The organism is Stenomitos frigidus ULC18, assembly GCF_003003795.1.
Taxonomy (GTDB): domain Bacteria; phylum Cyanobacteriota; class Cyanobacteriia; order Leptolyngbyales; family Leptolyngbyaceae; genus Stenomitos; species Stenomitos frigidus_A.
Genome location: NZ_PVWK01000103.1, coordinates 1 through 25,875 on the forward strand (window position 1 = coordinate 1; position 25,875 = coordinate 25,875).

General features: G+C 51.3%; 30 protein-coding genes and 1 pseudogene. 16 read left to right on the forward strand and 15 right to left on the reverse strand.

Annotated features, from left to right (window positions below; translation table 11 throughout):
* On the reverse strand, positions 1–151 hold a 151-nt coding region (locus tag C7B82_RS19340; RefSeq protein WP_146141204.1), incomplete at its 3' end, for a transposase.
* 194 nt (positions 152–345) lie between these two features.
* On the opposite strand from C7B82_RS19340, the pseudogene C7B82_RS19345 reads away from it, so the two are divergent.
* Together C7B82_RS19345 and C7B82_RS33260 are read left to right on the forward strand one after the other, a co-directional pair.
* Positions 346–621, forward strand: a pseudogene (locus C7B82_RS19345) (tetratricopeptide repeat protein); the annotation flags it as partial.
* 203 nt (positions 622–824) lie between these two features.
* Entirely contained in the window at positions 825–1,025 is a 201-nt protein-coding gene (locus C7B82_RS33260) for a hypothetical protein (protein ID WP_219904591.1), read from the forward strand.
* A gap of 50 nt (positions 1,026–1,075) precedes the next feature.
* On the opposite strand, the gene C7B82_RS19355 is transcribed toward C7B82_RS33260, so the two are convergent.
* Both C7B82_RS19355 and C7B82_RS19360 read right to left on the reverse strand, forming a co-directional pair.
* The gene (locus tag C7B82_RS19355) at positions 1,076–1,681 is read right to left on the reverse strand and encodes an exopolysaccharide biosynthesis protein (RefSeq protein ID WP_106257919.1); all 606 of its coding nucleotides are present in this window, start codon (positions 1,679–1,681) and stop codon (positions 1,076–1,078) included.
* Between the two features lie 153 nt (positions 1,682–1,834).
* Positions 1,835–2,053, reverse strand: coding sequence for a hypothetical protein (locus C7B82_RS19360; RefSeq protein ID WP_106257920.1), 219 nt, complete (start codon positions 2,051–2,053; stop codon positions 1,835–1,837).
* 35 nt (positions 2,054–2,088) lie between these two features.
* On the opposite strand from C7B82_RS19360, the gene C7B82_RS19365 reads away from it, so the two are divergent.
* Positions 2,089–2,538: a hypothetical protein gene (locus tag C7B82_RS19365; protein WP_106257921.1), complete on the forward strand. Its 450-nt coding sequence runs from the start codon at positions 2,089–2,091 to the stop codon at positions 2,536–2,538.
* A gap of 130 nt (positions 2,539–2,668) precedes the next feature.
* Here C7B82_RS19365 and C7B82_RS19370 read toward each other — a convergent pair whose 3' ends face one another.
* On the reverse strand, positions 2,669–4,309 hold the full coding sequence (locus C7B82_RS19370) for a purine-cytosine permease family protein (RefSeq protein ID WP_106257922.1): 1,641 nt from the start codon (positions 4,307–4,309) through the stop codon (positions 2,669–2,671).
* 802 nt (positions 4,310–5,111) lie between these two features.
* Between C7B82_RS19370 and C7B82_RS19375 the strand changes: the two genes are divergently transcribed.
* The 3 genes from C7B82_RS19375 (at position 5,112) to C7B82_RS19385 (ending at position 7,178) form a co-directional block, all read left to right on the forward strand.
* Complete coding sequence (locus C7B82_RS19375; protein WP_181357571.1) at positions 5,112–5,786, forward strand: DUF3318 domain-containing protein; 675 nt, start codon at positions 5,112–5,114, stop codon at positions 5,784–5,786.
* Positions 5,731–6,087: an NHLP leader peptide family RiPP precursor gene (locus C7B82_RS32500; RefSeq protein ID WP_181357572.1), complete on the forward strand. Its 357-nt coding sequence runs from the start codon at positions 5,731–5,733 to the stop codon at positions 6,085–6,087. The genes C7B82_RS19375 and C7B82_RS32500 overlap by 56 nt, the downstream gene beginning before the upstream one ends.
* A 248-nt stretch (positions 6,088–6,335) precedes the next feature.
* Positions 6,336–7,178, forward strand: a complete 843-nt coding sequence (locus C7B82_RS19385) for a DUF6816 family protein (protein WP_245939991.1) — start codon at positions 6,336–6,338, stop codon at positions 7,176–7,178.
* Between the two features lie 95 nt (positions 7,179–7,273).
* Here C7B82_RS19385 and C7B82_RS19390 read toward each other — a convergent pair whose 3' ends face one another.
* From C7B82_RS19390 to C7B82_RS19415, 6 genes are all read right to left on the reverse strand, one after another.
* A complete protein-coding gene (locus C7B82_RS19390) occupies positions 7,274–7,873 on the reverse strand; it encodes a hypothetical protein (RefSeq protein ID WP_106257926.1) in 600 nt (199 codons plus the stop codon).
* A 79-nt stretch (positions 7,874–7,952) separates the two neighbouring features.
* Positions 7,953–9,017 carry an LOG family protein gene (locus C7B82_RS19395; protein WP_106257927.1) on the reverse strand — a complete coding sequence of 355 codons (1,065 nt, stop codon included), beginning with the start codon at positions 9,015–9,017 and terminating at the stop codon, positions 7,953–7,955.
* A 316-nt stretch (positions 9,018–9,333) separates the two neighbouring features.
* Positions 9,334–9,657: a thioredoxin gene (gene trxA, locus C7B82_RS19400; protein ID WP_106257928.1), complete on the reverse strand. Its 324-nt coding sequence runs from the start codon at positions 9,655–9,657 to the stop codon at positions 9,334–9,336.
* Positions 9,658–10,084: 427 nt separating this feature from the next.
* On the reverse strand, positions 10,085–11,248 hold the full coding sequence (locus tag C7B82_RS19405; RefSeq protein ID WP_106257929.1) for a GuaB3 family IMP dehydrogenase-related protein: 1,164 nt from the start codon (positions 11,246–11,248) through the stop codon (positions 10,085–10,087).
* 147 nt (positions 11,249–11,395) lie between these two features.
* On the reverse strand, positions 11,396–11,818 hold the full coding sequence (locus C7B82_RS19410; protein WP_106257945.1) for a heavy metal-responsive transcriptional regulator: 423 nt from the start codon (positions 11,816–11,818) through the stop codon (positions 11,396–11,398).
* Positions 11,819–11,892: 74 nt separating this feature from the next.
* Complete coding sequence (locus C7B82_RS19415; RefSeq protein WP_106257930.1) at positions 11,893–12,183, reverse strand: hypothetical protein; 291 nt, start codon at positions 12,181–12,183, stop codon at positions 11,893–11,895.
* A 219-nt stretch (positions 12,184–12,402) separates the two neighbouring features.
* Here C7B82_RS19415 and C7B82_RS19420 point away from each other — a divergent pair, with 219 nt between their 5' ends.
* The gene (locus C7B82_RS19420; protein ID WP_106257931.1) at positions 12,403–13,599 is read left to right on the forward strand and encodes a DUF2252 domain-containing protein; all 1,197 of its coding nucleotides are present in this window, start codon (positions 12,403–12,405) and stop codon (positions 13,597–13,599) included.
* Between the two features lie 65 nt (positions 13,600–13,664).
* Here the strand turns inward: C7B82_RS19420 and C7B82_RS19425 are convergent, their stop codons facing one another.
* Positions 13,665–14,051, reverse strand: a complete 387-nt coding sequence (locus tag C7B82_RS19425) for a histidine kinase (protein WP_106257932.1) — start codon at positions 14,049–14,051, stop codon at positions 13,665–13,667.
* 191 nt (positions 14,052–14,242) lie between these two features.
* On the opposite strand from C7B82_RS19425, the gene C7B82_RS19430 reads away from it, so the two are divergent.
* Complete coding sequence (locus tag C7B82_RS19430) at positions 14,243–14,842, forward strand: hypothetical protein (RefSeq protein ID WP_106257933.1); 600 nt, start codon at positions 14,243–14,245, stop codon at positions 14,840–14,842.
* A 251-nt stretch (positions 14,843–15,093) separates the two neighbouring features.
* On the opposite strand, the gene C7B82_RS19435 is transcribed toward C7B82_RS19430, so the two are convergent.
* Together C7B82_RS19435 and C7B82_RS19440 are read right to left on the reverse strand one after the other, a co-directional pair.
* Complete coding sequence (locus C7B82_RS19435) at positions 15,094–15,297, reverse strand: hypothetical protein (RefSeq protein ID WP_106257934.1); 204 nt, start codon at positions 15,295–15,297, stop codon at positions 15,094–15,096.
* A gap of 58 nt (positions 15,298–15,355) precedes the next feature.
* Entirely contained in the window at positions 15,356–15,949 is a 594-nt protein-coding gene (locus tag C7B82_RS19440) for a pentapeptide repeat-containing protein (protein WP_106257935.1), read from the reverse strand.
* A gap of 233 nt (positions 15,950–16,182) precedes the next feature.
* Here C7B82_RS19440 and C7B82_RS19445 point away from each other — a divergent pair, with 233 nt between their 5' ends.
* Together C7B82_RS19445 and C7B82_RS19450 are read left to right on the forward strand one after the other, a co-directional pair.
* Positions 16,183–16,722 (forward strand): YraN family protein, encoded by a 540-nt coding sequence (locus C7B82_RS19445; RefSeq protein ID WP_106257936.1) that lies wholly within the window; start codon positions 16,183–16,185, stop codon positions 16,720–16,722.
* Between the two features lie 140 nt (positions 16,723–16,862).
* Complete coding sequence (locus C7B82_RS19450; protein WP_106257937.1) at positions 16,863–17,150, forward strand: DUF3288 family protein; 288 nt, start codon at positions 16,863–16,865, stop codon at positions 17,148–17,150.
* A 9-nt stretch (positions 17,151–17,159) separates the two neighbouring features.
* Here C7B82_RS19450 and C7B82_RS19455 read toward each other — a convergent pair whose 3' ends face one another.
* Together C7B82_RS19455 and C7B82_RS19460 are read right to left on the reverse strand one after the other, a co-directional pair.
* On the reverse strand, positions 17,160–18,395 hold the full coding sequence (locus tag C7B82_RS19455) for an MlaD family protein (RefSeq protein WP_106257938.1): 1,236 nt from the start codon (positions 18,393–18,395) through the stop codon (positions 17,160–17,162).
* Positions 18,396–18,507: 112 nt separating this feature from the next.
* Positions 18,508–19,305 (reverse strand): ABC transporter ATP-binding protein, encoded by a 798-nt coding sequence (locus C7B82_RS19460; RefSeq protein WP_339375151.1) that lies wholly within the window; start codon positions 19,303–19,305, stop codon positions 18,508–18,510.
* Positions 19,306–19,748: 443 nt separating this feature from the next.
* Here C7B82_RS19460 and C7B82_RS19465 point away from each other — a divergent pair, with 443 nt between their 5' ends.
* The 6 genes from C7B82_RS19465 (at position 19,749) to C7B82_RS19490 (ending at position 25,402) form a co-directional block, all read left to right on the forward strand.
* Positions 19,749–21,116, forward strand: a complete 1,368-nt coding sequence (locus C7B82_RS19465) for a gluconeogenesis factor YvcK family protein (protein WP_106257940.1) — start codon at positions 19,749–19,751, stop codon at positions 21,114–21,116.
* Between the two features lie 166 nt (positions 21,117–21,282).
* Positions 21,283–21,468 carry a DUF6888 family protein gene (locus C7B82_RS35215; protein WP_106257941.1) on the forward strand — a complete coding sequence of 62 codons (186 nt, stop codon included), beginning with the start codon at positions 21,283–21,285 and terminating at the stop codon, positions 21,466–21,468.
* Positions 21,465–21,689 (forward strand): DUF6887 family protein, encoded by a 225-nt coding sequence (locus C7B82_RS19475; RefSeq protein WP_106257942.1) that lies wholly within the window; start codon positions 21,465–21,467, stop codon positions 21,687–21,689. Before C7B82_RS35215 ends, C7B82_RS19475 begins: the two co-directional genes overlap by 4 nt.
* Positions 21,690–21,746: 57 nt before the next feature.
* Positions 21,747–22,226 (forward strand): tRNA (adenosine(37)-N6)-threonylcarbamoyltransferase complex ATPase subunit type 1 TsaE, encoded by a 480-nt coding sequence (gene tsaE / locus C7B82_RS19480; RefSeq protein ID WP_106257943.1) that lies wholly within the window; start codon positions 21,747–21,749, stop codon positions 22,224–22,226.
* 307 nt (positions 22,227–22,533) lie between these two features.
* The gene (locus C7B82_RS19485) at positions 22,534–23,814 is read left to right on the forward strand and encodes a BMP family lipoprotein (protein WP_245939992.1); all 1,281 of its coding nucleotides are present in this window, start codon (positions 22,534–22,536) and stop codon (positions 23,812–23,814) included.
* Between the two features lie 94 nt (positions 23,815–23,908).
* Positions 23,909–25,402: an ABC transporter ATP-binding protein gene (locus C7B82_RS19490; RefSeq protein WP_106257944.1), complete on the forward strand. Its 1,494-nt coding sequence runs from the start codon at positions 23,909–23,911 to the stop codon at positions 25,400–25,402.
* Positions 25,403–25,875 lie beyond the last annotated feature (473 nt).

Genomic DNA, 25,875 nt, shown 5'->3' on the forward strand with positions numbered 1-25,875 from the left:
CCGTGCGCAAGATCCACAAAATCCCGTTGATGGTCGTTCGATGATCGTTGCTCGGTCGCCCGACTGCGGGCTTTTGTGGGGGCAGCAGCGGTTGCAGTTTTTGCCATTGAGCCTGGCTCAAATCGCCGCGACGTTGAAGAGGAAGAATCATCAGTCAAGGCTGAACTCGCCATCTCTAGGCTAGCAAACGTGCTCAGAAGGTTTTAAAACACGCCCTAACAACCTGGCTAACGGATGAGGCGTTGATTTCAGCCGCTAATCGACTAGCCTGGTTTTACGAAGGACAGTCAGCCTACGTCGATGCTGAGCAATGGTATCAAGATGCCTTGACACAGGCAGCAACTCGGCGCAGACCATCCCGCTGTCGCCACCACGCTGAACAATCTGGCATACCTCTACAAGTCTCAGGGACGCTACGCGGAGGCAGAACCGCTGTTCCTTAGAGCCTTGGCAATCCGGGTTGAGAAACTGGGAGACGACCATCCCAGCACCAAAGCGGTACGGCAAAACTTCCGGCGCTTCTTGCAGCAGGTGATGGAAGCGGGGCAAACGACGCAACTGTCTGAGCATGAGGTGACGCAAGACGTGCTGAGACAGATGCAGGCAGGGGATGGGGGGTAGGGCTTCGACGTAAGCTTTCGACCTGAGCGCTCAAGCCGAAGGGTGCTCAGCCGAACGGTGTGGGGTGTAGGGGTGAAGCGGTAGGAGCTAGAGCCAATAGAATGAGTAAACTTAACAACCCAGCATTCATAAGGAGCCAGCATGAAGCGAGTGTAGCAGTTTACAGCCATTATTGAGCGTGAAGGCAATGGCTATGTGTCTTTGTGCCCAGAGCTAGACATTGCAAGCCAGGGGGATTCGCTCGAAGAAGCGAAGCAGAACTTAACGGAAGCGCTGCAATTATTTTTGAAGCGGCTGACCCTTCAGAACCACAGCATCGCTTACACGTCGAAACCTTTGGTGAACACGTGCTGAACGCTGAAGCATCTGTCTTAGAAGCGTTTGTCGCCGAGGCGCTGATCTAATGCTAAATTTCCAGTCGGTGCTCCAAAAGCGCGAGTCATCCGGGCCTGCGTCACCCAAACAAATCTTGAAAAAAGCTGGGCGATTGCCAGAGCGTATAGCCAATGCCTGCAACCGCCAACGTAATTGCGATCGTCAGACCATAGGCAATGCACATTAGCAACCCATCGGCTTCCAGCGTGGCAACGGCCAGCAGCAAGATCCCAGCCGTCGGAATCGGGTTGGTAAACGGGATGGGGAGCATGAGCAAAAACGCTAACCAGGCAATGCAAACGCCGTTCAACCGCCAGATGGAATGACTTTCAGCAATCTGTCGCAATCGGGGGCGTGCCAGCTTTTCTAGTAGCCCTGTCACCCGTCGCAGCAGGTTCAGCAAATTCAACACTAGCCAGTTAGGGAATTGAAATTGCGCAATGCGTTTGGGTAGCCAGGGCGATCGCCGCCCGATCGCCATCTGTGCCGCTAAAATCAAGCAACCAAACCCTAAAGGCCCCGCAAAGCCAGGCGGCATGGGTAGCAGAAAAGGTAATGCCATCAACCCAATCACAAGGCTAAACCCCCGCTCAGAGGTTTCTGCCAAAATGTCTCCCAGCGTCAGCGGTTTTTCTGCCAGGTGCGTCAGCAACGCTTCAAGATCTTGAGAAAATCTCAGTTTCATGCAGGTCTAGGGGCTGGAGAGACAGAGCAACCGTGCATTGGAGCAAACGCACGTAAGCCATCCAAAGATGACTAGCAATGTCAGTGAATAGTGACGATCGAACGCAATGTTTCAATCGTCAGACTAACGTATCCAACCCCCAGTTGGCAGCCTTTAGCGCTGATGCTCTGTTGCCGCCAGTCCCTTTCTAACGAAACAGACACACTGTGTTAACAGTTGCACATCAGGACGGGGATCGTCTGCCTGAAGCCTTTTGAAGCGACGATCGCGGCTGTCAGCGCTCGGTCGCTCGATCAGTTTCTTAACGTTGAGAATTATGAAAAAGTCCAAAACTGTATAGGAGCTATCAGCTAGCGTTGTACTGTGGCGCATCTTAATCACCCCTTCAAGTAAGAGCCATCGTACCCATGAAAATTCAACTAGAACGCAAGTTACAGCCTTGTCGAGACAAACTCCGCTGCACGGTTTGTCAGCAAATTTTTGTGGTTGGCCAAATCCGTTCCCTGCTCTATCAAGACAGCGGCTTGCTGCAAGGCGACGTTTGCTCAACCTGTACAAAATTGTCGGCTAAAGACTTTAAGGAATCAATGGTCTTACACGCGAGAATACTACTGCAACAAGGAAATCTGCATGATGCTCAGACGATGACGCTGCATGAACAGGCTCTCGAGTTGCTAGCGATCGCGAAAGAGCCCATGAAATTTCCCTCTTTTTGGCAGCAGTTGGTGATGCACCTTGATGTACTTGCTCAAGATACGCAGGAGCTAGAAGCAGCCCGTTTAGGGTTGTATGGCAATCACTCTCTGCCGCGATCACATCCCCGTCTGTTTCTGGAAGACGATCGTTCTCAAAATTAATCGCATTCAAAACCAAACAGTGGCAAGGATGCGACATAACGTGTCGAACACTTACCACTGTTTGATTATTTGATCGCTAATGCCTGCTTATCTGATCAGCCGTTGAAAATAACCCGACTGATGGACAAATTTACGTTGCCGCTTTACAAGCGTCGTGGCATTGAGCATCCAGACTGCAACAGAGTGAGCAAATCGAACCCTGGTAGACCGGGCAATACGCCATGTCTTCCCGCTCATACTCATACTCACAAACAGAGCACTGCGTCAGCCCTTCAGCCTCCGGGTTGTTGTGGAAGTGAACATCTTCGCGGGCAATATAGTACTTGCCTTTAGTGATGATCGCAATAATGGGCGACAGCACGAACGCAAGCCCCAGCGCAATGAAGGTTGAGAAGGCCTGTGCAGCGGGCCCCATGACGCCAAAGAAAGCAATCACCGAGATGACGGAGGCAATCATCATGGAGCCGAAGCCAACTGGATTGAAGTTATACAGGTGAGCGCGTTTGAATTCAATGTAAGACGGACTCAATCCCAGTGGCTTGTTGACGATCAGGTCAGCGACCAGGGCACCCACCCAAGCGATCGCCACGTTGGAGTAAAAGCCCAACACCCACAGCAGCACATCAAACACACCCAGCTCTTGCAGCACCAGCGCAATGATGAGATGGAAGACCAGCCAAACGACACGACCGGGGTGAGCGTGTGTCAAGCGCGAGAAGAAATTAGACCAGGACAGTGAGCCAGAATACGCATTCGTAACGTTGATCTTGACCTGCGACAGAATGACGAAAAACGTTGCCAGCGCTAAGTAGACCGCTGGGTTCGAGAACATCTCCTTGAAGCCCTCGATATACATATGGATCGGCTCGTTTGCCTTGGCAATATCCACACCATTTTTCACGGCAACGGCTGTAAAGAAACCGCCTGCCCACTGTTTCCAGGCACCGAGAATGACCCAACCGGGGCCAGCCAGCATGACAGCCCACCACCACTTACCATTGTTTTGGGGTGTCTTGTCGGGCATGAAGCGCAGGTAGTCGACCTGTTCACCAATCTGAGCAATCAGTGATAAAGCCACACCCGCACCAGACGCACACAGCAGAATATCAAACCCACTACCACTGGGGGATTTACCCGCAAAGCTAGTCCAGGTGGAAAAGGCCGTTGGATCCTTAAGCAACACGGCAAACCAGGGCGCAAACATGCCCAACAGCCAGACAGGCTGTGTCCAGACCTGCATTTGCGCTAACAGGGTCATGCCAAATACGACTAAGGGGAAGATGGCGATCGTGCACAGCAGGTAGCCCCAGACCAAGGGCAGACCAAAATACAGCTCGATCGCCTGAGCCATGATGGCTCCTTCCAGCGCAAAAAAGATGAAGCAGAAGGACGCGTAAATCACGGAGGTCAGCGTCGAACCGATGTAGCCAAAGCCCGCGCCACGGGTCAACAAGTCCATGTCGATGTTGTATTTGGCCGCGTAGTACGAAATTGGTGCACCCGTCACAAAAATGATGATGGCAGAAATCAGAATCGCGATGAAGGAATTGGTGAAACCAGAACTAATGGCGATTGAACCCCCGATCGCAAAATCTGCCAGATACGAAATGCCACCCAGTGCCGCATTCGCGACTGTAAATTCTGACCAGCGTCGAAAAGAGCGTGGCGCATAGCGTAACGAATAATCCTCCAATGTTTCATTGACAACCCAGGAGTTGTAATGTCGCTTTGTCTTCTCTAACTTGGCAATTGCGCTTTGATCTCTAGCCATAACTCCAACTCACCTTCCGTAGTAATCAGCAGTGAAACCTTCTTAAGTATTCAAACAAAGGCCATAAATGACGCTAAAGATTCGTCCTCATACTGAAATTTCGTTCAAGAAACGAGTGCCAAGCTAAGCTTTGAAAAAGCGGTCTTGGAATAGGAAAACAGGGCATAAACTCCACGACCTTTAAAAATCAACGTCTCTTCAAAGCAACAGTCCCTCTCATTCAGACCAGCCTGATGGCAGCAGCAACAGCTGGTAACACAACAGTTAACGCGTTCAAACCTAGAAACCAGCTGTACTAAAAGCGTTAATTCTGCATGTATTCACACTGACATCTAAAAATTAATCACAAGTAAATTTTGTTACTTGTGCTACCAGATCAAAGAATTTCAAGCTTCCCTGACATTCCAAAGTCATTCAACGCGTTGAACTCCAGACTGTCAGGCAACACAGCCTTTTTGTTCAGCAAGACTGTGTTGGTAAAAGTATAAGAGTTAACAATTTTTCGTATACCCAGTAACCTATGATGCGCAATTATGTTTGGGTTACTGAGGCATCTGTAATCGTTTTAATTCCCTGCTTGTCCATCGCTATTTTTATTTAGCTGTATGGAGGGTATAGTTTTTTTCGTTCGGCAAATGTTCACTATTGAGCCATTAGTATTCAGTCATCAACTTAGCGCTGAACGCTGAAATTCGATCGCTTTGCCGGTTAACAATGTTCATGCTAAATTCACTACAGTTTGTTGCTTATGGTGACTCCTACACTCGCTTTTAGGGAAATAGACGAAGTTCAAAGCTTGCAAATGCTCTTACCTGATGCATTAAAATACTGTGTCACGATCGCGCAATCATTAGAAGTAAAGCCAGCGCTGATTCAAACTCAACAACTCAAAAAACGCCGCTTTGAAATTCAAATTGACTTGCTGCGGTGGCAGTTTTTAGAACCCGCTCAGCGTGACCTTTTGTTTTGGCATGAAGTCGCTCGGATTCAAGGTCGAGCGATCGCGCATAACCAAAATGATTGGGTCATGTTAGGGGTTGGGTTGGGTGCGGCACTCATCAATACAGCCATGCAAAATGTGTTGCTGCTGTCAGGCTCTCTGTTGATCGCCGGTCTAGCAGGTTACCAGCTTTATCAGCGCAACCACGGCGAACGGAATTTAAAGAAAGCAACCGCCGCCGATCAAGCCGCGATCGGATTGGCAATACAGTTTGGCTATGACTTTCCCAGCGCCTACGAGAATTTGCACAGCGCACTCACCACCCTGGCCAACCAGGCTCCACACAACGCTCAACGAGTACGATATGAAGCGCGTCAAAATGTATTGGAAATATTTGCGCGGCACCACAATGGTTGTGCCGACACCGGATCAGCTAACGCAGGCGATCGCGCGTGCGCTTCGCGACCCCCTCTTCCGCTCCATGCTCAAAGCAGACCCAAAGCAAGCGCTGCAAGCGAACGGTATTTCAGTTTCTGACGCCCAAGCCGTCACGGTGGTAGAGAGCAAAGCGGGGCAAATTTTTTTCGTCTTACCCATCAAGACGCTAACTGAGACTGAACATCTAGAGGCTGCGATCGACTCCGGCTTGCCTCAGCGCGCCATTCGAGCCAACGTAATTTTGCGTGCATGGCGCGATCGTGCCTATAAAGCCGCTTTGTTGGCCTCACCTAAATCAACCTTGCTGGCTGCAGGCATGCCCATTCCAGCAGCCACAGAGCTGACCGTGCTGGAAAACAGCCCCGAACAGCTCTATCTCGTTCTGCCTCCTGTACATTAAGCGATCGGTCGTCAGCGTTCAGCGACGATGCCAGTTTTACCAGTGACCACTTGCGGCAAGTCTTACAGCCGTTTGTAAATGGGTCAGCCACAGTCGAGCGTCTCGCTCACGCCTGCGAGCAAGACGCTCGACTGTGGCTGATTCAAACGAAAATTGCTGTAAGCTCAGGTGACACATTTGAAGCATGAGCTTTCAGTGAAGCCTACATTCCCTTGGTACGATTGAGGGTGATGACATCAGCAGGCAGCATGACTAAACGCTGGAAACGATTCAAATGTGGTTCTTCATTCCAGGCGTGCGTGCGAGTGATGGGTTGTGTGCTGCTCTGCTGGCTCTTGTCCATCAGTACTGCCCATGCAGGGTTGCTGGCCGATCGCCTGTCCGCTTTTCCAAAATGGGACACCAAGCCCGCTGTACAAGCGGCTGACGGTGATCTGGAGTATCCTGAATGGCTGCTGGGCACATGGACGATGACCAGCACCCTGGTAGAGTTGGCTGCTCCTCTGGCACCCGATGTCATCACGCCAGGCTTTGACAGTAATCAGCAATATTTGAATCAATCGATCGCATGTAAGGTGCGTTTTGTCCCTTCTAGCACACTACCAACCAACCACGGATTGCTGTCGCTGCTGCCGTTTAAGGGCTTGATTAAAGATCCTGTCGTGTCTGATCGCGCCTTCAATGGCTTTAACTTGGCAAAGGCCTATCTCGGTGACAGTGTGCTTGCCGTTAACGTTGATCCCCGATCGCCGAATCGCCAGATGACGCTGCTGGAAGGTGGGCGACAGTTGATCTCGGTTGTCACCGCTCGCGCATTCGAAACGCCTGACCCTGAACACTTTCTCACCACTGAGCTGTTCCAGCAAGTGTTTCGCGGCGTGCCAAACCCTTACTTAAATCAGGTCGAGACAACCACAGCGTATCAACGCTTGACCGCTAATCCGGTTACTGATCAACCGACGATCGAGGCGGATCAAGTCACCGCGATCTATCTATCGCCACAAGACCCCCAGTACTTTAAAGCAGGCGATCGTCCTGCGGCTCTCTATCGTTACCACCTGGAGTTTGTACCTACAGAGGAGAAAGGCTGAAGTATAAAAGTTAAGGGATAAAAGTAGAAAGCTGAAAACACTATCTCATTTATCCTTTAGCCCTTAGCCTTTCTCCTTTTCAGCCTTTCTCCTTTTCATTGGTGCTTCATCGCTTTTAGCAACGACATTAGCGCCTGATCTTCAGACATATTGACCGTACGATCGAGCATGGCGATGCTCACTGCTTTGGGTAACGCCACGGCAGCAACATCCGAATCCAGACCCTCCAGCAAATCGTCTAGCGATTGAGGCACTTTTAGCGCCGCTCGAATGCCGAGGAGAGTGGTCTCATTCAGCCCTAGCGATAGTAGTTGGGGTTGGAGATGTTCCCAGTTGGCAGGTTGGTCAGGATTGCCAACCTGAATCAGGTACGCCAGGAGGCGTTGCATCTTACTTTGTTGCTGCGGTGTAAACTCAGCTGGGTTCGTCGTCACCGCATCCGCCTCCGTTTCAGAAACATCCAGGTTACGGAGGATCTGCTGCCAGTCATGGGCATCACAGGCTTCAGGTTTATCGACAGAGATGGAGATGTGGATTTTACCCGCCCCCGCATCCAGGTGAGTGACTTGAGCACGGACACCCAAAAAGCCAAGCCAATGGGCCACTGTAGAAACCATGGTGGGGCGCGTAGAACGACTATTCGCCAGCAGGCGGATCTGGGTTTGAACCATCGGACGCACAATTTGCGAAAGCATAGCAGCGGCTCGATAATCTACTGTTCACTAGCCCCTAGAATAGCCAACTTTTTTCATCGTTGCGGCAGTTTCAACCACATTATTTCCGTTCTGGGTGGGTATCCACTGCTTTAGGTGTACCAAATTGATTGATTGCAGCAATGAGTTGATATAAGCGTCCTAAGTCACGCTGGTTAAAATACAGGCTGAGGTGAAAGAGTCCGTCAGTATCTTGAATTTCGTGAGGCAGAGGCTGGCTTTTTTCAATTCGCCCTTTGACCAGAATGTCGCTGAAGGTTTGATTCAACTGCTCGACGTCTTCGTCCGTCGGTTCTAAGTTCAGGCGCATCACGAGCCGATTACCCACATAGCGGCAGGAGTGAAAAACCCGATAGAAACTGGCGATCGCCTCACAGGCCACATCCAGCTGATCGGTAATGGTATAGAGGCTGGGGTCATCATGACTGATTAAGCCGCGCTTGAGCAGTTGCTTGTGGATGTAGTCATTCCAATCGTGCCAGTAGTTGCCGCCTGGTTTGTCGATCAGCACGAGCGGTACTGGCGATGATTTTCCTGTTTGGCTCAGGGTGATGCATTCAAACGCTTCATCTTGAGTGCCAAAACCACCGGGAAAGAGCGCCAGGGCATCACTTTCGCGTAGGAAAAAGAGCTTGCGGGTGAAGAAGTATTTGAATGGAACGAGTTTGCGATCGCCCTCAATAAAAGGATTTGCACCCTGCTCAAACGGCAGTTGGATATTGAGACCAAAGGATTGTTCCCGTCCCGCGCCCTCGTTACCGGCTTGCATGATGCCACCCCCTGCACCCGTAATCACCATGAACCCCTGCTGCGTCACGCGACGAGCAAATTCCACTGCTAGGGCGTACTCCGGTGTATCGGAGGCGATGCGGGCCGAGCCGAAAATGGCGACCTTGCGGACATGCCGATAGGGGTAGAACGTCCTAAAAGCACGCTCCATATCTTGAAGTGACGCATTACAAATTTTCCAGTCTAAGCGGTCAATGTCATCCTCCGCCATCCTGACTATCGTTGCCAACGCAAGCTGGATGAGTTCCCCGTGTTTCACATGCGGTAGGCGATCAAGCAACTGAAGCACATCCTCGTGGAGCGATTCAGATGCGTTTGACGAGGGAGATGAAGCCATGCATTCCTCCAACAGCTAGCATTCTATTTTATCGAGGTTCCAGTAACCCTCGTTCAGCAAATAAACTGAAAACGCCCCAGAACTCAATCTTCTGAGGCGTTTACTGAAAATTCTCTACCGTTAATGATCAAGCATCAAACTATAGAACATAGATGCTATCCGTTTCTGGTGGACGCAACTGCCTGATCGCTCTCACGCAGAAAACTTCAAGGCAAAACAACCAGCTCAGCCAGCCAAATAACTCCCATGGGCGCTCAGCAAGGGCAACTCAGAGCTTATTTTTGCCGTCTGGATGGACAGTCTCAAAACACCAAAGTTAGAGGTACTTTTCTAAAGTGTTTGACAGAGTCGTTTTCGGCACGGCTCCGACCACCATATCAACCCGTTGTCCACCTTTGAAAATCATCAACGTTGGGATACTACGGATGCCGTATTGACTAGCGACACTAGGATTTTCATCCGTGTTTAGCTTGACGACCTTGATCTGTCCGTCGTATTGTGCGGCAATTTCATCCACGATCGGTGCCACCATGCGGCAGGGACCACACCAGGGAGCCCAAAAATCTACTAAAACTGGAACCTCACTCTCAAGAACTTCTTGTTTAAAAGTAGTATCCGTAACTTGTGCGGCTGCTGACATGCTTGGAACCCTTGCCTATATCGTTTCACAGAATTCTACCATAGCGACAAGTGGCACCTTAAATGTGAACGTGCCCACATTTAGACATAATTTTTGATGTTCCCAGGGCTAGGCAGTAGTCTATGGTTGGCAGTTAACGATCAACGTTCAACACCTTTGCAGTGACAAACTTTGCACAGCGGTGGTGAGCGCTTTCGTTTTTCTGCCTCAAGGCTGTATGACGTAGAATCGCCCCAAAAAGGAACCGCCCGAACAAACGTTCAGGCGGAGTGTGGTGTGAGGAGTGAACGGAAACTTGCGTCTCCGCTCCCTTCATTGTAGACGACGCTTTATTTTTTTCCAGTCATTCTTGGGCAGTAAAGTCATAAGAATTTGATCGCTCAGGAAGAAAACAACTTTTTCACTAAAAGCGGATGCAGCAGACCGCCTATTTGCCCATGCCTAGCTGTTGTGCCTTCTGATAGACCTTCCCTTCTGTGAGCAAGGACGGTGCAATGACCACTTCAACTTGCTGCATCTCTTTAATGTTTTTTGCGCCTAGAGTGCCCATGCTGGTTTGCAGAGCACCGAGAAAATTGTGCGTACCGTCGTCCAGTTGTGCTGGCCCTCGAAGGATCTGCTCCAATGTGCCTGTGGTGTCAACACGAATGCGGGTGCCACGTGGCAAAACAGGGCTAGGTGTTGCCATGCCCCAGTGGTAACCCCGCCCAGGTGCTTCTTTGGCTCTGGCAAACGGGGAGCCGATCATCACGCCATCCGCGCCACAAGCGATGCACTTACAAATATCGCCACCTGTGACTAACCCCCCATCGGCAATTACAGGTACGTAGTTACCTGTTTCTTGATGGTAGTCATCGCGAGCCGCCGCACAGTCTGCGATCGCAGTTGCTTGCGGTACACCCACGCCCAATACGCCTCGTGACGTACAGGCAGCACCAGGACCAATGCCAACGAGAATCGCTGCCGCACCCGCTTTCATAAGATTGAGTGCAACTTCGTAAGTAACGCAGTTCCCCAAAATCACGGGGATCGGCATTTCCTGGCAAAACTGAGCGAGATCCAGTGGTGTAACGGTCGTGGGCGACAGGTGTGCCGTAGAAACCACCGTCGCTTGGATAAAGAACAAATCAGCTCCAGCCTTCGCCACTGCTGTGCCGTATTTTGTGGCCGCGATCGGCGTCGCACTCACAGCCGCAATGCCGCCCTGCTGCTTAATCTCTTGAATGCGTTGCTCGATTAGCTCTGGCTTAATGGGTTCGGCGTAAAGCTCTTGCATCAGCGTTACAAACTCGCTTTTGCCGACTGAAGCAATGCGATCGAGCACCGGGTTGGGATCGGCATAGCGGGTCTGTATGCCTTCTAAATTGAGCACGCCAAGCGCCCCTAGCTCAGACAACCGCACAGCCATGCCCACGTCTACAACGCCATCCATAGCACTAGCAATAATGGGGATCTCACGCTCAATGCCGCCGAGTTGCCAGCGTGTATCCGCCAGTTTTGGGTCGAGCGTTCGCTGTCCAGGAACGAGCGCAATCTCATCAATGCCGTATGCCCGACGGGCGGTTTTGCCCCTACCAATTTGAATGTCCACGTTCTTCCCCAGTCTATTTAAGTTAGGGTATCAAATTGCGCAAGCGATCGGAGAATTTGTCTGGGGAGAAGTCAGTGGTCAGTGGTCAGTGGTCAGTCACTCAAAACTCAAAACTTTCATCCCTACATCCCCTCACCGCCTCATCCTTCACTGAATATTTGGGCAAATCGTCTGCTCGATCAAATGGGATGGCGGGTGCTCTTGCCAACCTGAGAGAATGCCCGTTAATTCTGCCCGGAGTGTTTCTAGGGCTTGAATTTGTTTGCTCACGATCGCCACTTTGTCCTGAAGATGCTGCCTCACTTCACAGCAAGGAAGTTCGCCTTCATCATGAACCGTCAAGATATCTTTGATTTCGCTAAGCGCTAATCCCAATGACTGTGCCCGTTTGATAAACGCCAACCGATTTAAGACCGTTTCGTTAAACAGTCGATAGCCTGCCTGAGAGCGCTCAACTGTAGGAATGAGCAGACCAATCTCTTCGTAGTAGCGAATGGTTTTCACGGGCAGACCGCTGCTATCTGCCACTTCACCAATCTTAAGGAGTTGTTTTGTTCCAGTAAGAATCATTTTCCCAGCCATCCAAAAATGTTGTGATATCAACCAACGCGTTTTTTTAGCATCTGCTCAAGGCTGATCCAAACTCAGCGCTTGTCATTGGTTGACCTTCGCTTGGAGAAGCTTAATTCAGGCTGGCTGGGGCGATGAGAAAGCGCATAGAGGAGTGTCTGCCCTGCTTTTACCACTGCTTGCCGTTGCTGCCACCAGCGGAGTGCTATGGCAGCCCCAATCGTGCTCAAACCAAAGCCCATGAGTAACCAATGCTCGTCTAGCCCACCGATCGCAGCTTCCACGACCCCAGCAGTGACGATAAAACTGACAACTGGCTCTCGTCGATACGTCGATCGCAATAAGCGTGACCAGATTACATGCATACCAATCAATCCTCATTGCTATCGCTACTTCTCATTTTAAGGTGCGTAAACACGAGGATGGTAGAAACGCTTAAAGCAAACAGTTGACTGGGCTTGGAATTCTGCACCGTTTGCTTCCCAAGGGAAGGTCAACATTTAAGCTGCATTGAAGCGACAGGCGAGGATTTGCAGACTTCGCTTCAAGTGGTAACATTGCATCCCACAAAGAGTAGAGACATTATGGCAACCGTCGTTGAACGCATTCAGCAGTTTAATCACAACCGCAAACCAGAGTTGCTCGCGCTGAAGTACCGAACGATGCGTCAAGATGCGTTTGCTTTCTTGCGCGGTACGTGCCACTTATTCTACGAAGATTTTCCAACCCACTCGCCATTGAATGCAGCGCCGCCCGTCTGGCTCTGTGGCGATCTGCATCTGGAAAATTTTGGCAGCTATAAGGGCAACGATCGCCTCGTCTACTTTGATATCAACGATTTTGATGAAGCGGTGCTAGCGCCTTGCACCTGGGATTTAGCACGCTTTATCACCTCCATCTTAGTGGCCAGTGATAGCCTCACGATCGACGCGACCGATGCACAAGCCCTCTGCCAAAACGCTCTCACTGCTTACACAAGGGTGTTGGCAAAAGGTCAGGTCGGCATGGTCAATCGTGACACTGCTACTGGGTTAGTCAAAGAGCTGTTGGACAGCCTCAAGCAGCGCAAACGCAAAGATTTTTTAGAGAAGCGCACTGAAAAAGTCGGCAAAACGCGCCAACTGCTGCTGCATGAGAAGGCTCGCGCGATCGCTCAAACGCAGCGCGATAAAATTGCAGCCTTGCTCGAAACCTGGGCCGCCAAGCAGAAAAAACCGAAGTTCTTTCGCTTGTTGGATGCCGCTTATCGCGTTGCTGGTACAGGGAGCCTGGGACTTGAGCGCTATATTTTGCTCGTCGAAGGTGACGGCTCTCCCAACAATAACTACCTACTGGATCTCAAAACAGGCTCGCCCTCTTCGTTGCAGCCCTACGTTACGTTGCCGCAGCCCCAATGGGCAAACCAGGCCGAGCGGATCGTCACCGTGCAACAACGCGTTCAGTGGGCACCGCCTGCCCTATTGGATACGGTAGAACTCGACAGTCAAGCCTATGTACTACGTGAACTACAGCCGATGGACGATGCGGTCAATCTCAGTCAGTGGAACGGCAAACTCCGTCGCTTGCGTAAAGTGATCGAAACGATGGCAGAGGTGACGGCTTGGGGGCAATTGTTGAGCGGTGGGCGGCAGGGCTCCGCGATCGCAGACGATCTCATCACCTTCGCTCAAACTAGCGACTGGCATCAGCCTCTACTCCACTATGCCCAAACCTATGCGACGCAAGTTGAGGCCGATTATCAGACATTCTGTCAAGCCAAGCTGGAAGGGAATGGAGAGTAGAGCAGGAATGGGAGTCAGTAGTCCAGTAGTCAGAGGGCAGTAACTCAAAACTCATAACTCATAACTCATAACCTCTGATCGCCTTCCCCCTCCCATCGCCGACAGCCTTCCAGTCCCATAGTGGGCTCTTTGCGATAGCGACTCTCCGTCACCCAAACACTCACATCGCGCTGGGGAGAAATCCAGTAAAGGTATTCTGCCTTTGGGTTATAGCTCACGCCGACGCGCAAATTTGAGAAGTCGTCCTCACAAAGCTCAAACCCAAAACGGACAATAATCTGAGCAACCAGACACGCAGGCGTTTCGCTGTCTTCTCCTGCTAAGTCTCGCTCTTGCCAAAAGGTATCAAGGAACGGCTTGAGGATAGGCAGAACGCGATCGGGCGTACCATTGCGACTGGCATAAATAATGGCAGGATTGTTAGCTACGACGATATGACAAGGATGAGGCATGTTAGTTTAAGCCTTGAAAATGGTGATGACTGAGCTGTGGAGCAGGCATTACTCCCTGCCAAATGGCTGAAAATGCGCGTTATCACGGTTTCAGTTGCCAAGCGATCGCGAAGACAATAGAGCCACAGAGTTAAGTTTCTTTTAGATTCTTAAAATCTAATCTTTCTGGAGCATCTCTTTGAGGTCAGTTCATGCTATCCCCAACTCGCTCTCAATCGCCCGTTAATCAGTTAGGCCTGACTCCTAAAATACTAGAGTCTCGTGACCAGTATCGTTCCTGCCATATTTGCTTACCAGAGGAAGATTACCGAACGGCTGCTATCAAGGTATCTGGCAAATACTACGGTCTCGTCAAAGTTGTCCAAGATCGTGAGCGATCGCTGGAAATCGGCAAGCGGCTGACATCGGTAGGCACAGAAGCTGTGATTACTCAGTTAGCAAAAGGGTATGCCATCTGGCGGTTAGAAACTGAGGCCTATGTCGATTCTTGCCCTCGATCGCCTTCTCAAGCATTGCCAATCTTAACGGAAGCAACGCTCTGCAGAATTCTCGAATCTCGTAGCGAGTACAAAGCTTGCCACATTAGCCTGTCAGATTCCGATCAGCGACTGGCGGCAGTGCTGGTAGATGGCAATTACTATGGTTTGCTTAAAGTGGTCACGACGCAACAACAGGCGCTAACGCTTGCCAGCAGGTTGCAGCGCAAAGAGGTAGAGGCCGTTATTACGAAAGCAGCTCAAGGCTATGCCGTTTGGTTTTTAGAACCGAATGCCGTGGTGTTCAAGGACTAAGAGCCTGAGTGTGAGCAAGATTTCACCCCTGTCACACACAAGGCCTTCCGTCACTACGTGAGACAGACAGATGATGGGTAATTTGTTTGCTGCAAAGCTCCTAACCTGGATTATTCACAAAGGGGCAAAGGAAGGAGCCTAAAAAGAGCTTGAAACTGAATAGAATCAAGCTCTCTAGAATTTTTAAGTGTCCTCATTTTGCTATGCCAGAGTGTAATTTAGCTCTGTCTTACGCTTTTTATTCACATCGGTCACTGGTTGTACGCTTTTCCGACCTGGCATTGAGTGCCGATGAGGCATTTTACTGGCCCGAAAGCTTGCAAGTGTGGGAGCGGTTTGCCAGGTGCTACAGTGGCATCCACAAGCAGTACAAGTGCCGATTCCCAGACGGGTTTGGAAAATAACGGGGCAAACGCCAGAATCCAGGGTATTAATTCTTTCGGTAACCAGTTCATCAGGAAAAATCAAACAACGCTCAACTTTTCGCCTGTACTCCTATCAACGACTCACGGCCTAATCGCAATTTAAAGTCCGACGTGTTTCGCGTCCCGTCACAGGGTTTTTGCCTTTTGCAGATTGACACAGAAGCGTTTGGGCATCTTGCCGCACATCGACATTGGTGAAATCGGCACCATCAATGATCGTGCCGCCAAATTTGGCGTTAAAGGCAAAGGCTCCTTCCAGGTTGGCATTGGTCAGGTTGGCATCGGTGAAGCGTACGGCATCTAACGTCGCGTTTCGCAGATCAGCGCCCTCAAAATTTGCGCCCTCCAGGTTGGCACCAAAAAAGCTCACGCCGTGCAGGTCGCTATGGCTAAAGTTGCTGCCCCGGAGGTTGGCTTTGGTAAAGCTGGAATCGATCAGATTTTTGCCAGAGAAATCAGCGCCGACCAGAAAATCGCGGTTGTAATCGTCAGCGAACGCAGGCAGCGGCGTTGCGATCCACAAGCTGATGATGCAAAGCCCCCCCCAAATGAAGCATGCGATCGCTCCTTTTTGCTGCCATATCTGGGTTTGCACCACTGCGGTTTGTACCACTGCCAAGCATTGCGCTAACCACTGCGTTTGCTGCTGACTCACTGGCGTATCAACTTGTCTACTGCTCATTGTCGATGCTATTACCAAACCCAACCACGATCGCACCTTGCCACAGCGTTAAGCATGTTAACATCGCCCACTGTTGTTGCTGAATGGACAGCGATCGCTACGCTTCCGATCCTACCCGAATCTGTTCCGCTTCTGTCTCTACAGCAGCAAACTGAAACAGTGAAAAGATTTGTAATTGGCGCTTTTAAGCGTTAAGTGGTCGATTCTGAGGCAAGGTCAGTTCGTCAATACTCATGCCACAAAAACCGCAGCGCCGTTCTGAGCGTACCCCTCCAAAGGCAGCGCCTTCTAAAGCCCTCGCCTCTGACACGTCTAATGCCGGAGCATTAGGAGAAGCGCTGGTGGCTCAATGGTTGCGCGATCGTGGCTGGCTCGTGCTCCACCAACGTTGGCATTGTCGCTGGGGTGAGCTGGATCTGGTGGTTGGTCAACCCTCGCCTCAGCAGCCCACTCAGCCGATCGCGCTAGCGTTTGTTGAAGTCAAAACCCGCAGCCGAGGAAATTGGGACTGTGATGGCGCGTTAGCAATCACGACGCGCAAACGAGCAAAACTGTGGAAGACGGCTCAGCTATTCCTGGCCAAGCATCCCGCCTGGGCAGATTTGCCCTGCCAGTTTGATGTTGCACTTGTCTGCTGTCGGCCGATCGCTCCAAGAAAAGCCCTGCCACCTCAAGGTGAGGCCACCCCGCTTGACCCAGTGCAGACTGCTGCGATCGTGGGCTATCGCTTATCCCTTCAAGACTACATTCCTGCCGCGTTTACACTCGATTGATCCGAGAATTTGCTGGCTGGCAAGGGCTTGATCATCATTGTCCTGCCGCATTAGGATGAGCCTTGTGCCATCTGGTGCTGTACCACCCTAGCGGTGCTATCGCCTTCAGGCTTTTACAACTCACTACACGTAACTCCACTATGGCTGAAACGCAAAAAGATCAGCAGCATCCTCTCTGGAGCAGCGATCGCCAAATCGTCAATACGCTACTTGCTGAAACACCGACGGACTACAACCTGTCAGAGCTTGCCCGTCTGCGAACACGCTATCGTGGCTTTCCGGGGGCAAGAGATATTCAGGCAGACCTGGATAAGGTGCTCAAAAAATGGCAGCTAACGGACGAGACCCTGAACGCTAAAACGCGGCAGATTCATGCTGAGGCTCAAGTCTACAAAGGGCGCGGCAGTAAGCGAGATGACTGGAGTTAGGGAGCACCCCTAACGCTGCGGCTGTGCGGTTGGATTGACAGCTTGCCCGGGCAGTGTTGGCGCTGTTGTCGTTGGCTTGTTGGCTGGTGGCATGGCGGCTGGCAGTTGCGTAGCTTCGGCGTTAGCCTGTGCGATCGGGGTCAAAATCTGCGCCAACTGCGCTTGCTGCTGCAGCTGCTGCGATGACGAGACAAGTCCGCTGAGCCCGTTGACGAGTTTCCGTACATTCGTACGGAAAGCTGGATCACCCGTCAGTTCATCTAAATCAGAGGTGATTTTTTGCACATTCTGGAAGGTAACTCTGGCCGAATCGAGCGTTTGCTGCAGCACCGTCAGGTTTGAAGGACTGTTGAGAGCGGTTGACAAATCACGCAGGTTAGCAGAGGCTTGCGCCGCATTGGCAGATAACGTTTCCAGATTTTGGATTAGCTGACCTTGCTGTACCCGACTGACGATCGGGTTGAGCGTCGTGACCGTCGTGCGGAGCTGCGCTGTAATCACGTTGATGTTACCCAAGGTACCCACCAAATTCGAGCGATTAGTCGCTAAAAGACCATTCACCTGGTCGGCGGTAAGACCCAGCTTGGTGACGGTGCGATCGACATTGCGACTAGACGCCGACAGTGTAGACACTTGTTGCTTTACAACAACCGCAACGCCCTTAAACTCTCGACTGAGCGCAGCAATTTCGGCAGCGGCCTGGGCACTGTTTTTGGTGACGGCTTGCACGTTTGCCACAAACGCAGGATCACTGTAAGCATTCGCAAACATCATCGATGAGCGAATGAGTTCATCCACACTGACACCCACCCGACCCGCCAGGCGAGCCTTATTGCAAATAATCAGAGCGGTATTGCATTTGGCATCCAGTGGTTTCGCATCCACCGCTGTTGTTAACTGCTTGCGGGGTGTAATGTCAATCGACGTGCTGCCCAGTAACCCAGATTGGTTCGCCTCAACCGTCACCTCATTCGGAATGAGCAGATCGGCTGGAGAAATTTCGACTTCCACCTCGACCCCGTTCGGCCCTGGGCGTGTTTGTGTAATTTTACCGACCGCAACGCCGCGATAGCGGACGGGGGTGCCCACTTCCATGCCTGCTATGTTGGCGAAATCGATGACCACTTTATAACCACGATTACCAACGCTGATGCCCCGCAGCCAGAGGATCAGTCCAGCAAACAGACCCAGCCCTAACAGAATTAACAAGCCGACGGAGCCTTCCCGAGCGGTTCGCGATCGCATGATGAATCCTCACTGATAGTAGGGAGCCTTTGGCAAAATAACAGATCTAGGTTGGAGAATATAGGAAATTAAAGGCAGAGTAGAAAATCTCCTGAGGCAGTGCATCCGTGGCTTAGCCAGTCACTTGCAGAGGGCCGTTGACGTTACCACTAAAAAATTGGCGGATTAACGGATTATCGGTCGTGTCGATTGCTTGTACACTGTCTTCCCATTGCACTTTACCCTGGTAAAGGAAGACAACCCGGTCAGCCGTGCGATGAATGGTGCTTTGTTGGTGAGTTACCATCACATAGGTGCCACACCCACCCTCAACACACTGGAGCTGCCGCACCAAGTCCTCAATGACTGTAGAAGCAACCGGATCAAGCCCTGCTGTTGGTTCGTCATAGAGGAGTACTTCGGGTGTATCTCTAGGGTTATCTGGGTTAGACATAATGGCCCGCGCAAAGCTAACCCGTTTCCGCATCCCGCCAGAGAGCTCAGACGGGTAGCGATCGCTCACATCTGCCAGGCCTACCATCTCTAGACGTTTGACCACCAACTCGCGAATCCGCCGTCGCGACAAGCGAGAATGTTCGTAGAGCAAAAAGCCAATATTCTGGTCCACCGTCAGCGAATCAAACAGCGCCGCTTGCTGGAAAACCATCCCAATACCGATGGGATCTTGTGCATCTTCAATCAGCCCCCGCCGTTGCTGGCCCTGCACATAAATCTCTCCAGAATCAGGAGCGGTCAGTCCGGCAATAATGCGTAGGATCGTAGATTTGCCCGTTCCCGAAGGACCAATAATGGCGAGGGCTTCACCGCGGTAGATCGTTAAATCAACCGCATCCAATACGACATTTTTACCAAACGCCTTTGAAACCCCTTTTAGTTCAATCAGCGCTTCAGCCATTAGGATGTGAACCAAACACTCCTTGACAAGCTAAGACCGCACATTGCTGATGTCGCATTTGTCTTTGTGAACGATAGTAAGCTTTTGTGAACGATCCGTCAGCCCAGACTGCAAAATTCCCGACTCACAAACCTTAGCGTGGTTCGGATCATTCGGATAGTACGGTAGTGACTTTCGCAGCATTTACCCGACAGGCAATGATTGATAACGAGGAGTGAACAGCACTTTGGATGCCATGCTAGCGCATTTAATTCACGCTCGTTTCAAGCCTTCCAGTCACTAGGTTAGAAGGCTAATCAGGCTAACGGCATCATAACGGCGATCGCACACAAAGTTACAGTGAACTAGCACGCTCAACGAACAGTCCATAGAAATGAAGAACTTACGTTATTCTGCTGCTATGCAGATCCCGATCTCCTTCACTCACCTGCTGTCTCCCTCTCCATTTGTAACCAGCCATGACAATTGGTTTCCTGAAACAAGCGCTCCACGTGCTGCGGCAGGAGTCGCGCCACCGGACTCCGAGTCGAGTCAACCAGTGGTTTAAGTGGCTGGCTCCAGGTTTACTGGTCAAGCGTTGGCTGTTGCTCAGTGCCAGCGGTGTGCTGCTGACGACGCTAGGGTTTGCGATCTGGCTTAAGCTCACTCCTGTCTTCTATACAACCCAGTTTCTGAGACAGATTCTCGATCGCCTTACCGATATTATTCCCAGCTACATTAGCGGTCCTCTGGCAATGGTGTTGGGCTTTTTGCTGGTCTGGTGGGGACAAACGCGAACGCTAGGGTCGATCACCGAAGTGCTGATGCCTGAAGGCGAGGAAGAGCTGATTGATCTGCTGCTCGCGCATCGACGGCTGCATCGTGGCCCTCGCATTGTCGTCGTGGGCGGTGGCACTGGCTTATCTAACCTGCTGCGAGGGTTGAAACGCTACAGCGCCAATATTACAGCGATTGTGACCGTCGCCGATGACGGTGGCTCGTCTGGACGCTTGCGACGCGAAATTGGGGTATTACCACCGGGAGACATCCGCAACTGTTTGGCAGCGCTGGCAGACGAAGAAAAGCTGCTCACCGAACTCTTTCAGTATCGCTTTAAGGCGGGTGATGGACTGACGGGGCATAGCTTTGGCAATCTGTTTTTGACGGCCATGAGCGAAGTCACGGGTGATCTGGAGCAGGCGATCGCAGCCAGTTCTCGCGTGTTGGCCGTGCGCGGGCAGGTGTTACCCGCCACCTTGAGCGATGTCCGCCTGTGGGCAAAATTGTCTGACGGTCGCTACATTGAGGGCGAATCCAGCATTACTGAAGCGAATGGCACGATCGTTCAAATCGGCTGTACACCTGCCGATCCACCCGCCCTACCCAAAGCACTCAAAGCGATTTCTGAAGCCGATTACATTATTATTGGACCCGGCAGCCTTTATACCAGCATTATCCCGAATCTGCTGGTGCCCGAGATTACAGCCGCGATCGCCCAGCGTGATGTGCCTCGTATCTATGTGTGCAATATCATGACTCAGGAAGGTGAGACTCAGGGCTATAGCGTTGGAGACCACATTCGGGCGATCGACCAGGCCTGTGGTCAACCCCTCTTTGGCGCTGTTTTGGTGCAAAAGAAAACCCCTTCTGCGAAAGCGCATATTCGTTACGCACAAGAAAATTCTAACCCGGTACCGCTCGATCGGGATGTAGTCGCGCGCCTGGGTCGTCGCATTGTCCTCGCAAGCGTCATGGATGAAGACGAGCAAACAGGGCTAGTGCGGCACGATCCGCAGCAGCTCGCGCGGGTGCTGTTGCGCTGGTACAGTCGAGTGGAGGGGCTGTGAGGGAAGAAAGGTTAAGGGCTCAAGGCTAAAGGCTAAAAGTTTTGAGTTTTGAGTTGGATAGAGAGGGATGAGGGATGAGGCGGAGGACGTTACAGGGGCAGGAGCCAGAAGCGGGTTTTAATGACGATGCTAGACTTGTACAGATTACAGGTAGCGTAGTACGGGTGTGTCTAAGATTCCCACGTTAGAGCAGAAAACGCAGCGCTTTAATCTGTGTGTTTGGTTCAGCAAGCTGTACTTATCTGTAAACGTAGTCCGCATAGACGATCGAACAGGCAATGTTTTCTTTCTAGCAGGTGAGGAAAACATCATCGAGATTTATCCCAATGGTCGATGGAGGTATGTAGGATGAGTCAGCCTGACTTTCAAGCAATGAGCCGAAAAGAGCTACATACTTATGTCCTTACTCACCGGGATGATAAAGACGCTTTTTATGCTTACGTAGACAAGCTTCACGCAGAGGCGACCTGGATCGAAATGCCAGCGTTGCAGTCCGTAGAGGATCTAGAAAATTACCCCGAATTTCTTGAGAGCCTTCGCAAAAGTGCAGAGTCGCGCGACAATGCAGTCTGATGATTTTGTCTACCGTTTCTTTTTTTGGCTCTCTGCCTTCGCTCTCAAGAGCCTCTAATGCAGAATCAACCGAAAATTATTTCTCTGCCCGATGCCGCAGCAACACAATCGCTGGGTATCTTTCTTGGAGAACGCTTGCCAGCGGGAAGTGTGCTCTTGTTGGAAGGTGATCTGGGGAGCGGGAAGACGACGCTGGTGCAGGGACTTGGCGAAGGGTTGGGGCTTCGGGAAGCGATCGACAGTCCCACTTTTACACTGATCAACGAATATCTGGATGGACGCTTGCCGCTGTATCATTTCGACTTGTATCGTCTGGACACGACTGCAGCAGCAGCACTCTACCCAGAAACCTACTGGGAAGGCACAGAGGTAGAACTGGGCATTGTTGCGATCGAGTGGTCAGAACGGTTACATCACAAGCCTTCTCACTACTTAGAAGTGCAGCTAACGTACGATTCGTCTGCAGGACGTCAGGCAAGGCTCAGCGCGATCGGGCCGCTCAACGACACTGTCTTGGATGCGATCGAAGCCTTTTGACCAGCGGGTCTTTTGACGATGAAAGGGCTGGCAAAGCGTGAGCTGTTGCAAGCGTAAAGAACAAATGTGAGCGATGATACATTTCTAGAATGAACGATCGCCTTAATTGGAAAGCGAAGCTGCAATCGCTACACTCTGTGTCAGCAGGCAGCCATCCTCTTGTTACGATGACCCTCGTCAACGCCTCTGTAGTTTTCTCCTCCCTGGTATGAGTCTTTTCGTATCTTGTAGAAACAGCCGTGAATCGCAAACCATGAGCAAAGAGCGGTAAATCATGTCCCCTGATCCGTTAGAGTCCGTTAAGTGTATGAATCAACCTGTTGAACGCAACATCATGCCCCTTGTCGATCGTTCCCTTTCTCTAACGCACCGTTTTTGGCACGTCGCAGCCCTCAGTCTGCTCGTTGGTGCGTGCAGTAGCCCGACCCCAACCGCATCGCCCTCAGCCTCCGGTTCGCCGACTGCCCAAGCTAGTGGTAAAGAACTCACAGTTGGTATGGTCATCGTCGGCCCCAAAGATGACGGCGGCTGGAACCAGGCGCAGTACGAAGGGATGCAAGCGGTAGTTAAGAATGTGCCTGGCGTCAAATTTGACTATGTGGACAAGGTCAACCCTGCCGATCGACCCAACGTCAAAGGGACACAGGTGGCTGATGAACTGATCGGTAAAGGTGCCAAATTCGTTATTTTTAACTCTGACGACTTCAAAGACGATGCACTAGAGACGGCCAAAAAGCACCCCGACGTTACGGTAGTTCATGCCTCTGGTGATTACGCCTGGAAGGAGGGCAAGAACTTCAAAAACCAGCCCAACCTGAGCAACATCATGGGTCGGATGGAATACGGCAAAATGATGGCTGGCTGTGCGGCAGTTCTGGGCACTCAAAACGGAAAAATCGGCTATCTGGGCCCGCTGATTAATGATGAGACCCGTCGCTATGTCTCGGCTGCTTATCTAGGCGCGAAATATTGCTGGGAAAACTACCTTAAAAAGAAGCCCGCCGATCTGAAGTTCAAAGTGACCTGGATTGGTTTTTGGTTTAACATCCCTGGCGTCACGCTCGACCCAACTAAGGTGGTCAATGACTACTTTAACGGCGGCTATGATGTGGTGATGTCTGGTATTGATACGCCTGAAGCAGCGACTGAAACGAAAAAAGCTGCCGCTGCTGGGAAGAAGGTCAAGTTTGTGCATTATGACCTCAAGACCGGCTGCGATCTAGCGCCTGAGGTGTGCCTGGGCGTACCGTACTATAACTGGTCGCTCCCCTATACGGATGCTGTCAAAAAAGCAATCGATGGTAAGTTCACTAGCGAGTTTGTCTGGTTAGGCCCCGATTGGAAGGATATTAACGATCCGGCTACGTCGATGATTGGCTTTTTACCCGGCAAGGCTCTGGGTGCAAACAAACAGTACATGGACACCTTTATCAAAGGAATGGGTGATAAGAGTATCGACCTCTACAAAGGTCCGATCAAATATCAGGACGGCAAAACTGAGTTTCTGAAAGCAGGCGCAACGGCGACCGATCAGCAAATTTGGTACATGCCGCAACTGCTAGCAGGGATGGAAGGGTCGAGTAAGTAGAACGACTAAAGTATGAAGGCTAAAGGATAAATTTTAGCTTTCATACTTTAGCCTTTAGCCTTTTCCTTCTTACGTTCCCATTGCCATCGTTGCTATGAAAGTTGAGCTACAACACATCTCCAAGCGGTTTGGGACTGTTCGAGCAAATGATGATGTTTCGCTAACCGTCGAAGCCGGTAGCATACATGGGTTGCTGGGCGAAAATGGGGCAGGCAAAAGTACGCTGGTGAAGGTGCTGAGCGGTTTTATTAGTCGCGATCGCGGCACTCTTCTTTTGGATGGACAAGCTGTAGAAATCAAAACCCCAGCCGATGCGATCGCCTTTGGCATTGGCATGCTGCACCAGGATCCACTCGATTTCCCACCGCTGTCTGTGTTGGATAACTTTTTGGTCGGCAAGTCGGGTAGCCTGTTTATGCATCGGCGGCAGGCACTCAGAGAGTTTCGACAACTGGCGGTGCAGTTTAACTTTGCGCTCAACCCTAACGAAAAAGTGAGCAATCTGACGGTGGGCGAACGGCAGCAGCTTGAGATTTTGCGCTTGCTGTCATTGGGTGTGCAAACGCTGATTTTGGATGAGCCAACCACAGGCATTTCAGCATCACAGCAAGATGAGCTTTTTGCAGCAGCAAAGCAACTAGCAGCTCAGGGAAAATCAATTATTTTCGTGTCGCACAAGTTGGAAGATGTAGATGAATTGTGCGATCGCGTCACCATCATGCGGCAGGGGCAAGTGGTCGGCAATCTGGAAATCCCCTGCCCTGACGAAACCCTTGTGGGTTTGATGTTTGGGCGAGAACTCGCGCCACCCGTCAAACCGAATACATGTCAGGATGCAGCCGCACTGGCATTAAACAATATCCGCCTCAGCACCGATCGCCTCAGTGTGAAAATCCCCAATCTCACCGTGCATCAGGGCGAAGTGATTGGTTTAGCAGGGCTGGAAGGCAGCGGTCAACAACTGCTGCTGCTGCTCTGTGCGGGGCTGCTCAAAGCGTCCTCTGGCAAGATGCGAGTCAATGATGTGGATATGACCGCCAAGTCGTACCGAGAGTATCTTGCTGCGGGTATTGGTTATTCACCCGCCGATCGACTCCGCGATGGCTTGATTCGAGGGCTGTCCATTCATGAACACGTTGCCCTCCGCACGCCACCCAACGGCTGGTTTGTCGATTGGAAAGGGACGTTAGAAAAAACGCAGCACGCGATCGCCATGTTCAACATTCGCGGCAAACCCCAAACTCATGTCGAACGGCTCTCTGGCGGCAATCAACAGCGCACCCAGCTTGCTCTCTTACCCGTACCGCTGAATCTCTTGCTCATGGAACATCCCACACGCGGTTTAGACATCGAATCGGTGCTGTGGGTCTGGCAGCAGCTAATCGCCCGTTGCGAAGGCGGCACTGCTATTATCTTCACCTCTTCTGATTTGGATGAAATCATGCAGTACAGCGATCGTGTCATCGTCTTTAGCGGTGATCAGGTTTCTGAACCCATCGATGCGACGGAGTTGACAGTCGATCGACTGGGGCAAATGATTGGCGGGAAGTTTGGCGATCGGCACCAAGCACTATCCGTCAGTACCTGATAGGTGTGGCGTTTCCTGACGGATGCGCATTTCTCTATGCCCATAAGCTGGGAAAACCCGCTGTTGGCTGACCGCTTCGCGATCGCGGGTATGGCGATCGCGCCATTGAACTTTACCGTTGCTTTAACGTTACCAACTACACATGAAGCGTAAGTAACCACAGCTTCATCAGTCCTCACGTCCGCTCAAGCGTAAGTAACCACAGCTCGTATGGACGTAACCAACGTTTGAGCAGAAGTAACCACAGCCTGTGCGGAAATAAGTACAGCTTGAGCGGAAGTAGCCACAGCTTAAGTGGGAGTCAGGACAGCGTTTGCAGAAATAAGAACCGCTAACGCAAGAGGAAGACACCACACTGGCGTACTGGGGGCTATTATCGAATTAATCTCTCAGCCGCAGGGCGAACGCACACGTAACTTAACAATGAGTGCATGGAGAATACAGAAGACTTAGGATTCAAGGCAGTCGTGCAT